Genomic DNA, 12256 nt, shown 5'->3' on the forward strand with positions numbered 1-12256 from the left:
TGTTTACAAATTAATGAAATGTAGAAAAAATCCCGAGATTCAACCGAATCTCGGGATCGTGTCATTATTTGGCGTCAGCGTAAAGCTTCGCGACGTAATCCCAGTCGATGACGTGGAAGAACGCTTGGATGTAGTCCGGGCGACGGTTTTGATAGTTCAAGTAGTACGCATGCTCCCAAACATCGAGTCCAAGGATCGGCGTGATGCCTTCCATGATCGGTGAATCTTGGTTCGGTGTCGACGTGACTTCGAGCTTGCCGCCTTTGACGACGAGCCAAGCCCAACCTGAACCGAAACGAGTTGTAGCGGCTTTCGTGAACTCATCTTTGAACGCGTCAAAGCTGCCGAACGCTTTGTCGATCGCCGTTGCGAGTTCGCCCGTTGGCGTCCCGTTCTCGTTTTTCTTCAACAACTTCCAGAAGAACGAGTGGTTCCAATGACCGCCGCCGTTGTTACGAACAGCTGTCTGAATGTCAGCAGGAAGCGAATCGAGTTTTTGGAGCAAGTCTTCAAGTGAAGAGTACTCTACGTCTTTTCCTTCGAGTGCATTGTTCACGTTCGTGACGTAAGCGTTGTGGTGTTTCGAATGGTGGATTTCCATCGTGCGTGCGTCAATGTGTGGTTCGAGTGCATCGTATGCGTAATCAAGTTGTGGTAATTCAAATTTAGCCATAACTAAAATCCCCCTTAAAATTGGTTTGAACAACGTTCGTTTTAAATGTAACAGATTTGTGACGGCTTACTCAATTGTAAAGGCTTATTCCACATCTTCGTCCGGCAACGCCCAGACCGAGATCGATCCTGCCGCTACTTTAAATACCCCTTTTCCATCTTCGTCAATCTCGATGATTTCATCGATCGTCTGCGTCAAGTCGACCCATTTCTCACCGGCACGATGCTCCCCGACGTACATCTGTTTCTCCGCCTCTTCGTTATTCGAGATGATGACGGCACAACCTGAACGCTCGATATCCTCGCTGCCGTGTCGGACCCAGCCGATCACGTGCTCGTTATCGAAGTAGTCGTCTTGTTGCCCATACGCTTTTTCACGACGGGCGTACAGAAGTGGATCGATGGCCAGCTTCTTCCCTTCGACCGGGTGGGGCCCGTTGATGCCGTAGTAATCACCGTAGAAAACACACGGATAACCGTCTTGGCGGAGTAAAATCAAACCGTAAGCACTCTGTTTGAACCAATCTTCGACCCATGACTCGAGCGCCTCGGCCGGCTGTGAGTCATGGTTGTCGACGAACGTGACCGAGTGAAGCGGGTGGGACTGGACGAGTGTGTCGTCAAAGATCGTCCGCAAATCAAACGATGCGCCTTCAATCGAGGCACGCTGCAAATTGTAATGGAGCGGCACGTCGAACAGATCGACGTGGTAGTCGATGTTGTCTAAAAAGGCGCGGCAATCTTCGAGCTCCGACTTCCAAAACTCACCGACCAAGTAAAAGTTCTCGCCTTTTTCATCTTTCATCGTTTGGCTGAACTCTTTGACGAAATCATAGTTGATATGTTTGATTGCATCGAGACGGAAGCCATCACATTTCGTCTCTTCGATGAACCACTTGCCCCAACTTAACACTTCTTCCCGGACTTCCGGATGATGATAGTCAATGTTCGCAAACATCAAATAATCGTATACGCCGAACTCACTATCGACGTTGTCATTCCATTTTTTGTTATCGCCTAAAATGAAGAAGATACCGCTATGCTCGCTCGCCGCGTCATAGTCCGTGCCGTTGAAATGATGGAAGTTCCATTTGAACGACGAGTACTTACCGTTTCGTTCTTTATAATCAAACTTCGTCCAACCTTCGATCTCAAACGGTTCTTCCGACAACACTTTCGTCCGGTCTTCCGGGTCGACTTCTAACACGTCGAACTTCTCGGTCGCGTCGGCTCCGGCTTTATGGTTCAACACGACATCCATATATACTTGCATCCCGAGTTCTTGGGCGTGTTTCGTCGCCTCAAGCAGCTCTTGCTTCGTCCCGTATTTTGTGGCGACGGTTCCTTTTTGATCAAACTCGCCTAAATCATACAAGTCATAGACACCATATCCCGTATCCTCATCACTTTGACCTTTTGTGACCGGTGGCAACCAAAGTGCGGTGATTCCTGCTTTTTTTAATTTAGAAGCCCGTTCTTTCAATCGCTTCCAATGCTTTTGGTCAGCCGGGACGTGCCATTCAAAAAATTGCATCATCGTATGATTTCGTTCCATCTCGCTTCGCCTCGTTTCATATTTTTCAAAAACAAAATGCTAACGGATATTTACCCGCGTCTTCACTTTTGAAAACAACAATGTAAACAAAAAAGCAGCTTTCATTAGAAAGCTGCCCTCGATGGACCCTGTAGGACTTGAACCTACGACCGGACGGTTATGAGCCGTCTGCTCTAACCAGCTGAGCTAAGGGTCCTTATTGGTAGCGGCGGAGGGAGTCGAACCCACGACCTCACGGGTATGAACCGTACGCTCTAGCCAGCTGAGCTACACCGCCACGTTGTTATACAGTAATAATATACTGAAGGAAGCCTCTACTGTCAATGAAAAGTCACACGTACGCAAAAAAGTCTTGCTACTTATAACTTAAGTAGCAAGACTTTTTGAAACGTTAGACCGATATTTCGTTCGTTGCATCTTCAAGTGTGATTTCCGTGATGTTCATCGCATGGTCACCGATCCGCTCAAGGTTCGAGAGCATATCGACGAAGAACATACCAGCTTGGCCGTCACATTCACCTGTGTTCAAACGAACGACATGATTTTTACGGAATTGACGCTCGAGCATGTCGAGTTTCGCTTCCATCTCGATGACTTGACGCGCCTCGACCATGTCACCGCTCGCAAGCGTTTGAAGTGACTTCTCGAGTGTGGCCCGTGTCAGATCATACATTTCCGTCAATTCTTTTTGGGCTCCCGGCGAGAGCGTGATGCGCGTCGCCGTCTTATAGTCGATCAACTCGATGATGTTCTCAACGTGGTCACCGATTCGCTCGATGTCGTTGATGGCATGCATGAGTGTCTTATGCTGTTGTGATTCGTGCTCTGTCAAATCGACTGCCGCGAGTTGAACAAGATAATCCGTAATTTTAGAGTTAAGCGAGTTTAACGCATCTTCAATGTGCGCTGATTTTTCCGCGTGCTTCTTGTCACCAGTCTCCATATAAGAACGTGCCTCATCAAGACCAAGTTTCGCGAAATCACCCATGCGGATGACTTCATATTTAGCTTGCTCGACCGCGATTGAAGGCGACTGTTGAATGAAGATTGGGTCCAAGTGCTGTGCTTTCGTATCGACAATTGAATCTTCACCTGGTACGAGTTTCGTCACGACCCAAGCAATCGTTCCGATGAACCAGAACTGGATCAATGTGTTGGCGACGTTGAACGTACCGTGCGCGAAGGCGATTTGCATCTTCGACTCAATGTTAAGGAAGTCTGTAATCCAGAAAATATATTGCGTAAAGAGCGGCAAGATAAGCAAGAACATGGCCGTCCCGACCAAGTTAAAGATAACGTGGGCTGCCGCCGCACGACGAGCCGCGACTGACGCACCGAGTGCAGCGAGAACCGCTGTGATTGTCGTCCCAATGTTATCACCGAACAAGACCGGTAGAGCGGCCTTCAAGTCGATTGAACCACCGGCGTATAGTTCCTGCAGGACACCGATCGTCGCTGATGACGATTGAACGATCAACGTGAACACCGTTCCGACGACAACTCCGAGGATCGGGTTTTGACTCATCGATTGTGTGAGTTCGAAGAAGTACTCGCTCGTACGGAGCGGACGCATGCCGTCTCCCATAAGTTCAAGACCGTAGAAGAGAGCTCCGGCGCCAAAGATGATTTGACCCATATGTTGAAACTTTTCTTTTTTAAAGAAGAACAGAAGTACTGCACCGATGGCAATCATCGGAAGCGAATATGCACCGACATCGAATCCGATAATGAATGCTGTCACCGTTGTCCCGATGTTTGCACCCATGATGACACCGATCGCTTGACGGAGCGTCATGAAGCCGGCACTGACAAGACCTACCGTGATAACTGTCGTACCTGTAGACGTTTGAAGAAGAATCGTAACGATGATCCCGGCTAGTACTCCGAGGAATGGATTCGTTGTATACTTATCAAGGATGTCGCGGAGTCGATCTCCTGCAGACTTTTGAAGGCCGTCTCCCATCGATTTGATACCGAATAGGAAGATCCCTAATCCTCCAAAAAACATGAATAACATTTCTTGCAAATTGTATTCCACGATTTTTGTACTCCTTTTGATTGTGAATTGGTTGTGTTTAATTGGTTCTTGTTGCCCTACTCATTATGCCTTCTTCCCTGAGTCGATGTAAACACGTTTAATGTTAAGGTTTTATTAAATAGCTGTCTTATTTTTATGTATTTTAGATAATTTGTACTATAACAGAATGGGGTTTTGTCTGTATGCTTAAAACGACATCAATGTTTATCCGCCATAGCCTGCTACCTACGAAGCAAACGCTACGGCTCCGTCTAGCTCCGCTACACGCTTATATGTTGGCGAGCCTCGTCTTTACAATCGTCGCGACTGTCTTAGATTACCTCGTCTTGCGGCCCGATTTTTTCGCACCGATGTGGTTGTTTTTACACGGGTTCGCCATTTTTTTCTTCTATATGATGTGGGTCGCCATCGCCGCCTTGTTCGTTCAACTCGTGACGAGACTTCGAATGAAGAAACCGTGGCCGTATCGGCAAGCTTGGCCTTACGCGGTCGCGATGACACTCGTGCCGACGCTCTTGCTCGTCGCCTTGTATCACTTTATGCCTGCATTTCTTTGGTTCGGCTTCGTTGTCACGATCGTCTACTTGACCGTCCCACTATTCCAAATTCCGCTTAAACAAAAAAACTCGGGACGGCGCTAACACGCGCTGTCCCGAGTTTTTTATCACGTCTTCGGTGCAAGTTCAGTAAGTACTTCCTGCAGGCGTCGACTTTGGTGACCCAGGTCTGTCCCGGCTGCTTGTAACGTTTCTTGAACGTCCGTCCATACTTCGACCCCTTCATACAATTCGTTCAACTTCCGCTCGAGCGCCAAGCCGATTTCTTTCAGTTGTTCGTTCGCTTCCGCCATGTGGAGCAACTGCCTTCCCGTTGCGGCCGTCTGATCCGTGATAGATTGGAACTCAAGCATTTGGTCACGCACTTCGTAATTGATTTTCGCAATCCCTGCTTCAACTCGGTCCAACGCCTCACCTAGATGAAGGATATCGTCGCCGAAGCGAATCATATCGCTAAAAATTTCTTCCCGTTCGGATTTGATTTGCCCAATCGCCGCAACGGCAAGTATCGAAGATTCATTCGTCACTTTCGCTAGCTGACCGACTTCATGAGCGACGACAGCAAACCCTTTTCCATGTTCCCCGGCACGAGCCGCTTCGATCGAGGCGTTCAGTGCCAACATCTTCGTGGCTGCTGCGACCGATAAGATCGTCTGAAGCGCTTCGTCGGCTCGTTCTGACGTTTTCGCGCTGTCGCGTAAACGTTCTTGGATACTACCCGCCTTCTCTTTGAACTGCTCGCTCACGCCTCTGACCGAAGCAAACGAGGCAATTTCGCTCGAAATCGTTTGTTGCAGCGCTACCGCTCTCAAGTCAACAGCCGAAATATCTTGTTTGAGTGCCGCGACATGGGCCGCAATGTCCGTAAAGCGATGCGTCGATTCGCTCGTGAACGCCTGATACGATCGACTCGTCTGTTCGACCGTACTTGCGACTTCTTTAAAGGCGACAACTTGTTGTTCATTTGATGCAAGTTGCCGCATGAACGTCGGCAAGCTCGTCTCAAACGCCGATGACGTCTCGTCCATCGTCAGCAACGACTTTTTCCACAGACCGATGAACGTATTGTATTCACGCTCTAAACTACGAATCTCGAACGACTTGGCTCCTAAGTCTATTTCTTTGAAAGCACGCGTCTCTACCGCCTCACGCAGTCGCGTCGCAAACTGCGATAACGGTCTGACTTCGCGACGGATCATCCGAGAAAATAAATAGATAATGATTCCCATCGCTATGACAATCACAGCGAAAAGCGCCTGTCGAAGTTCCCACATCGACCCAAGTACCGATTGTCTCGTGACAGCCAATACGTAATGAGCTTGTAGTTCTGGGATCGGAACCGTTGCTAAGAAGAAGTCGCCTCGTTCGATGACTGCGAGTTCGTTCACTGTCACTTCATTAAATTTGTCTTCAAGCTGCTTGCTCGCTTTTTTTCCTGTCAATTGCTCGACTTGCTCGTCTCGTATCAAATACTGACCGGCCTCGAGTCCGTCCGCTGATAAAATTGACGCCTGTTGCATATACGTCGACTTCAACGAGCGTACCAACCCTTTTTCATTTGATAGGTATGCCCCATACGTCGTTTTGACCGTCTCGCGCATGACTGTCGCTTCTCGGAGTAAGCGCTTCTCGACTTCAGCTGTCAACAGGTGTTCCGCTTTCAGCGCGAACCAACCGAACGTCGTCAAAAACAGGATGACGACAAGCGGCATCAGCGTCCATTGGAGACGCCGTTCAATTTTGACGCCTTCGGGACGCCGTTGCTTCCACAGCTGTTGCAATCGCGTTAACACATCTAATCCTCACCTTTCTCAAGTTGCTATTCGTCCGATATATCGGTCTTGAGACGGTGGAAAATTATGAAGCATCTGTTAAGATAACGTTAGACTTTGTAAAGAGCACATCTTAGGAGCGCTTGCCGGGTGCTTTTTCACAAGCATTTCGTTATGATAAGAAAGAAACCAACCATCTAAATCGATTGGAACCTTTCCAAAAGAAGGAGATTACGTATATGTCAGAAATCTTACACCGTTCATTAACTCGTCCGATTCGTGTCGGCAACGTCATCATCGGAGGATCTGATGAAGTCGTCATTCAGTCGATGACGACGACGAAAACGCACGACGTCGAAGCGACTGTCGCCGAAATTTTACGTCTTGAAGAAGCAGGTTGCCAAATCGTCCGCGTCGCTTGTCCAGATGAGCGAGCGGCCGACGCGCTCGCTGAAATCAAGAGTCGCATCAACATCCCGCTCGTCGTCGATATTCACTTCGACTACAAATTGGCGTTGAAAGCCATCGAAAGCGGTGTCGATAAGATTCGGATCAACCCCGGTAACATCGGTCGCCGCGAAAAAGTCGAAGCGGTCGTTAACGCCGCTAAAGCGAAAGGCATCCCGATCCGCATCGGTGTCAACGCCGGTTCGCTCGAGAAGCAATTCCTCGAAAAATACGGATATCCGACAGCCCAAGGCATGGTCGAAAGTGCGATGCATCACGTCAAGATTTTAGAGGACCTCGGTTTTTACAACACGATCATCTCGCTCAAAGCGTCTGACGTGAACCTTGCCCTCGAGGCGTACACGCTCGCCGCGAAGACGTTCGACTACCCGCTCCACGTCGGGATCACTGAATCAGGACCGCTGTTCTCAGGATCACTCAAATCAGCGGCCGGACTCGGCGCGATCCTCTCACTCGGAATCGGCTCGACGGTACGTGTGTCGCTGTCTGACGACCCTGTCGAAGAGATCAAAGTCGCCAAAGAAGTGCTCAAGTCGTTCGGCCTAGCCGCTAACGCCGCGACGCTCATCTCTTGCCCGACATGCGGCCGCATCGAAATCGATTTGATCTCGATTGCGAAAGAAGTTGAAGAGTACATCCAAAACATTAACGTCAACATCAAAGTCGCCGTCCTCGGCTGCGCGGTCAACGGACCGGGTGAAGCACGTGAGGCGGACATCGGCATCGCCGGTGCCCGTAACGAAGGCCTGCTCTTCCGTCACGGGAAAATCATCCGTAAAGTACCGGAAGCAACGATGGTCGAAGAGTTGAAGAAAGAAATCGACGCCATCGTCGCCGAGAAACTTGCCGCGCGTGAGCTTGAAGAACAACAACTTGCCAACCAATCTAACTAATCTCTCGCCCGCTCGGTTGCAACCGAGCGGGCTTTTGATACAATGAGTGTTATGGCAAGGAGGAATCAAGATGCACATTGGGATAGATTTAGACGGAACCGTCACGGATCCGCAAAGTTGCTTTCACTATATGAACGACACGCTCGGTTACGCCATCGATTATCATCAGGCGACCGAATACGAGCTCCATACGTACACGAATATGACGCAACATGATTTTTGGACGTTCATGATCGAACACGGTCATGAAGAAGCCATCTATCGGCGTTCACTCCCTCACTCTGAAGTGAACGAAGTGCTCTGGCACATTCGGAAAACGCACCAACTTCACTACGTGACGGCGCGCAGCGAGGCCGTCCGCTCCGTCACCGAGGACTGGATCAAACAGCATGAACTGCCGCTCGACTCATTGATCATGACAGGCAGTCACGACAAAGTCGGCGTCGTCAAAGATCTCGCGCTCGACTTGTTCATGGAGGATCGCTATGAGAATGCCATCTCGATCCATGAACAGACATTGATTCCGGTGCTCTTGTTCGACGCCCCGTATAATCGTCGACCGTTACCGGACGGGGTGAAACGCATCACGTCTTGGAACGAGGCACTCCATCTCGTCGACAGCTTCGAGACTACAAAATCCATCATCACCCTATAAAAAAGAGGAATCCGCCGCCGGATTCCTCTTTTTCATACCAGTCCGATCGCCTCGATGACATCGCTCGCGAGAACGCTTGCCGGATGGATCCGTTCACTCGCCGACCTAGCGGCTAACGCGTGCCATAGGACGGCTTGTTCGTTCGGGGGCTGCCCCGGCTCGATCCGCACACTCCGGGCCCAAAGCGCGAGCAGCATGCCGGTCAGGACGTCACCGCTCCCGCCTTTCGAGAGTGCCGGTGCTGCGACCGTATTGACGGCACCAGTCCCGTCTGGCGAAACGATCAACGTGTACGTCCCTTTTAAAATGAGATGAACCCCATGTTGCCTCGCAAAGTCTGATGCGGCCTTGAACCGGTCTGCCTCGATCGCTTCGACTGTCTGTCCCGTCAACCGGGCAAGTTCACCGGGATGCGGGGTGAGCGTCAATGGGCCCGACGCCTGTAAGTGTTCCTGCGTCAGCGCACCGGCATCGACGATGATCGGCGTCGTCCGTTTCTTGACCGCTTGCCAAGCGTTCGTCAACCGTTCATCCTCGACCATTCCGGGACCGATCGCCGTCGCCGCGTATCGTGCGTCCGGTATGGCGTCGATCTCGTAAAACATCGCCTCCGGTAACGTTGCGGCCAGTGCCATCGCCTCAGCCGGCACCGCCAAATCGAGTAGTCCGAGTCCGCTACGAAGGGCGGCCTGAGCTGCTAGAAACGGTGCCCCGATCAAGTGGCGGCTCCCGCCGACGAGCTGGCCATGACCGTAAGTCGATTTATGGCCATATGGATCACGGGATAACAGACCGCGGTCAAAATCGGTCTCCGTCAACACGCGCCAGTTCGACGTCTCAGGCAACCCGATGTCGATTCGTTCGACTTTCCCGTAAAACGGTGCAGTTTGATTCAAGAACGCACTTCGCTTGTAACCATGTAACGTCAACGTCTGATCGGCTTTGATCGCGTGCCCGTCGAACCGGCTCGTCTCGTCGCTCGGCACACCGGACGGGACATCGACCGCGATCACCGTCGCCGCTTGGTCGCACATCCAGGTGATCACGTCTCTCGCTTTCCCTGTGACCGGTCCGTCAAGGCCGACTCCGAACAAGGCGTCGATAATATAGTCCGTCCGTCTCGGATCATCTACGACCGGGACCACTTGCTTCGCTAACGCTGCGTGCGTCAAGGCTTCTGGCGATCTCGGCTCGCCGAGTGGTGCCCAGACGCTGACGTCATACCCACGCCGGTGCAGTTCACGGGCGATGACCCAACCGTCGCCCCCGTTATTCCCTCGTCCACAGACGACGAGGACGGACGCCTCTGCTCGAATCACCAAACGATTCGTCAAGGCCAGCGCCGCCCGCTCCATCAAGGCTTCGGGCGTCGTCCCGTGCGCAAAAGCCTGTTCATCCGCTCGCTTGATGTCGCTTGCCGTATAAATCATCGACTCACTCCTTTCTTATATGTACACAAAAAAGGAAGTTGCAGTAATCAACCTCCTTACTTACATTGTTTACAATACCCGTAAATCTCAAATTTATGATCGATGACCTCAAAATCAGGGTCAAGCGTCTCTACGTAACGCATCGGGCAAAGTTCGAGCAGTTTCGTCTTGCCGCACCCGCGGCAGATCAAATGATGGTGGTGGTGCGATGAGCCACACGTGACCCGGAACGCTTTCTCACCGTTCAACTCGGTCGCTTCGAGCAACCCTTCCTCCGCAAACGACTTCAAGTTCCGGTAGACCGTATCAAAGCTCATCGTCGGATGTTTCGAACGCATATAATCCAGGACGTCTTTCGCACTGACGTAGCGTTCTTCGGTCGCCAAATAAGCGTACATCTCAATCCGTTTCGGCGTCACTTTCAATGACGACGATTGCAACCGTTCGATTTGTTCAGTCTGTTTCATGGAGTACCTCCTTCTTCCGTAACGAGCCGATCTTCTCAAACAACATGACGGCAGCCAAAATCAAGACTGCGAGCAAGACGATGACACCGCCCGGGGCGACGTCTAGTTCGTAGGCGAGGACAAGTCCCCCAATCGTCGCAAGCTCACCGAACACGATTGCCCAAACAATCGTCTGTTTGAAACTGTTCGTGAACCGGAGTGCGGCCGCGACCGGTAACGTGATCAAGCTCGAGACGAGCAACGTGCCGACGATCCGCATACTGACAGCGATGACGAGCGCGACGACGAACATGAACAACATGTGTAACAACGTGCTCGGCAACCCGGACACTTTCGCTTGTTCTTCATCGAACGACAAGAACAAAAGCTGTTTATAAAACACGACGATGACGATGACCGTGATGAGCGCGACAGCTAGAATCAAACCGATATCAGACGGACTGACCGCTGAAATCGAACCGAACAACAGCGTCGACAAATCGACCGAGAAGCCTCGCGACAACGAAATGAAGATCGCGCTCAGCCCCATCCCCGCCGACATCATGATCGGGATCGACAGCTCTTGGAAATGGACGTACTTATTGCGGAGCCAATCGAGACCGAGCGCCGCGAGCACCGAGACGAGCGTCCCGAGGTAGAGCGGATTCAAGTCAGAGAAGAACAAGACATACTGTCCGAGAAACAAACTGAAGGAGATGCCGGCGAGCGTCACGTGTGACAAAGCGTCGGCAATCAGACTCATCCGTCTGACGACGACGAAAGAACCGATCAACGGGGCCGTAAACCCGATGACGACGGCCGCTATGAACGCATAACGTAAAAAACTATAGGTTAACAAGTCGGCAATCATGACATACCTTCATGAACGAGGACTTTGACGGGATACGGCTTGATGGCGGCAAGTTCTCCTAGTTCGCTATACTCTTTCAACCCACAGTTACAGGCCATACGTCCCCGGTCAAGATGGACGACTTTCGTGACGAGGTCGGTGACGACGTTTAAGTCGTGCGTGACGAGGATGAACGTGCACGACGTCTGCTCGCGCAACAAGTGGAGCACTTCATAAAAGTCCCGCAGATGCTTTTGGTCGACCCCGACCGTCGGCTCATCCAAGATGAGCAAATCGGGTTGGTTGACGATGGCCCGGGCGATGAACACACGCTGCTGCTGCCCACCGGACAGGCTTCCGATTTTGCGATTCCGATACTGCCACATGTTGACCGTCTCGAGTGCATTTTGAATGGCGGCCTTATCTTCCATGTTCAATCGCTTGAACAGGCCTAGCCGTCCGTACCGGCCCATGGCGACGACTTCTTCGACCGTCACCGGAAACCCCGAGTTAAACGACGCCGCTTTTTGGGAAACGTAACTGATACGGGACTTGTCCTTGAATTGGCCTTGCGGGCGACCGAACAGTTCGACCGTTCCCGCCTGCGGGCTCAATAGACCAAGGATCGTCCGAATCAACGTCGACTTGCCTGACCCGTTCTCGCCGACGATGGCGACGAAATCACCTTGCTTGATATCGATGGACACGTCCCGAAGTGCGGCCGTGCCATCATAATAATACGAAACATGATCTAATTTTACGACAGATGTCGTCATGAGCTACCCTTCTCTCGTTTGATAAATCGTAATCATTTCTACTTGCTTGGCGTCTGTATTATACAGAATATTATTAAATGCTTCAAGTTTGAGAAGATCGAGAAGCTCGTCGTCACGTCTTCACACAAAATCAAGATGAGTTTG

11 protein-coding genes and 2 tRNA genes are annotated in these 12256 nt (G+C 51.1%); 3 read left to right on the forward strand and 10 right to left on the reverse strand.

The annotated features are described in order from the left end of the window. Window positions 1-64: 64 nt before the first annotated feature. The 5 genes from EVJ23_RS01340 to EVJ23_RS01360 form a co-directional block, all read right to left on the reverse strand. The gene (locus tag EVJ23_RS01340) at window positions 65-673 is read right to left on the reverse strand and encodes a superoxide dismutase (protein ID WP_131463767.1); all 609 of its coding nucleotides are present in this window, start codon (window positions 671-673) and stop codon (window positions 65-67) included. An 84-nt stretch (window positions 674-757) separates the two neighbouring features. Then, window positions 758-2227, reverse strand: coding sequence for an alpha-amylase (locus EVJ23_RS01345; protein WP_131463769.1), 1470 nt, complete (start codon window positions 2225-2227; stop codon window positions 758-760). A gap of 122 nt (window positions 2228-2349) precedes the next feature. After that, a tRNA-Ile gene (locus EVJ23_RS01350) sits at window positions 2350-2423 on the reverse strand. Window positions 2424-2427: 4 nt separating this feature from the next. Beyond that, window positions 2428-2504, reverse strand: a tRNA-Met gene (locus EVJ23_RS01355). Window positions 2505-2618: 114 nt separating this feature from the next. After that, a complete protein-coding gene (locus tag EVJ23_RS01360; RefSeq protein ID WP_131463771.1) occupies window positions 2619-4265 on the reverse strand; it encodes a Na/Pi cotransporter family protein in 1647 nt (548 codons plus the stop codon). A gap of 200 nt (window positions 4266-4465) precedes the next feature. Here EVJ23_RS01360 and EVJ23_RS01365 point away from each other — a divergent pair, with 200 nt between their 5' ends. Continuing rightward, window positions 4466-4906, forward strand: a complete 441-nt coding sequence (locus EVJ23_RS01365) for a hypothetical protein (RefSeq protein ID WP_236641218.1) — start codon at window positions 4466-4468, stop codon at window positions 4904-4906. Window positions 4907-4929: 23 nt separating this feature from the next. On the opposite strand, the gene EVJ23_RS01370 is transcribed toward EVJ23_RS01365, so the two are convergent. Continuing rightward, window positions 4930-6615, reverse strand: coding sequence for a methyl-accepting chemotaxis protein (locus tag EVJ23_RS01370; RefSeq protein ID WP_131463773.1), 1686 nt, complete (start codon window positions 6613-6615; stop codon window positions 4930-4932). Window positions 6616-6833: 218 nt separating this feature from the next. Between EVJ23_RS01370 and ispG the strand changes: the two genes are divergently transcribed. Both ispG and EVJ23_RS01380 read left to right on the forward strand, forming a co-directional pair. Beyond that, window positions 6834-7955, forward strand: a complete 1122-nt coding sequence (gene ispG / locus EVJ23_RS01375; RefSeq protein ID WP_016508052.1) for a flavodoxin-dependent (E)-4-hydroxy-3-methylbut-2-enyl-diphosphate synthase — start codon at window positions 6834-6836, stop codon at window positions 7953-7955. Between the two features lie 70 nt (window positions 7956-8025). Continuing rightward, on the forward strand, window positions 8026-8610 hold the full coding sequence (locus tag EVJ23_RS01380) for a hypothetical protein (protein WP_236633687.1): 585 nt from the start codon (window positions 8026-8028) through the stop codon (window positions 8608-8610). Between the two features lie 32 nt (window positions 8611-8642). Here the strand turns inward: EVJ23_RS01380 and EVJ23_RS01385 are convergent, their stop codons facing one another. From EVJ23_RS01385 to EVJ23_RS01400, 4 genes are read right to left on the reverse strand one after another with little or no spacing between them, the layout of a single operon-like run. Next, the gene (locus EVJ23_RS01385; protein ID WP_131463775.1) at window positions 8643-10040 is read right to left on the reverse strand and encodes an NAD(P)H-hydrate dehydratase; all 1398 of its coding nucleotides are present in this window, start codon (window positions 10038-10040) and stop codon (window positions 8643-8645) included. Window positions 10041-10096: 56 nt separating this feature from the next. Next, complete coding sequence (locus tag EVJ23_RS01390; protein WP_131463777.1) at window positions 10097-10507, reverse strand: Fur family transcriptional regulator; 411 nt, start codon at window positions 10505-10507, stop codon at window positions 10097-10099. Further along, window positions 10494-11357 (reverse strand): metal ABC transporter permease, encoded by an 864-nt coding sequence (locus EVJ23_RS01395; RefSeq protein ID WP_131442970.1) that lies wholly within the window; start codon window positions 11355-11357, stop codon window positions 10494-10496. Before EVJ23_RS01395 ends, EVJ23_RS01390 begins: the two co-directional genes overlap by 14 nt. Continuing rightward, window positions 11354-12112 carry a metal ABC transporter ATP-binding protein gene (locus tag EVJ23_RS01400; RefSeq protein WP_070327013.1) on the reverse strand — a complete coding sequence of 253 codons (759 nt, stop codon included), beginning with the start codon at window positions 12110-12112 and terminating at the stop codon, window positions 11354-11356. The genes EVJ23_RS01395 and EVJ23_RS01400 overlap by 4 nt, the downstream gene beginning before the upstream one ends. Window positions 12113-12256: the final 144 nt, after the last annotated feature.

It is taken from the genome of Exiguobacterium sp. SH1S1, from assembly GCF_004337245.1.
GTDB lineage: Bacteria > Bacillota > Bacilli > Exiguobacteriales > Exiguobacteriaceae > Exiguobacterium > Exiguobacterium aurantiacum_A.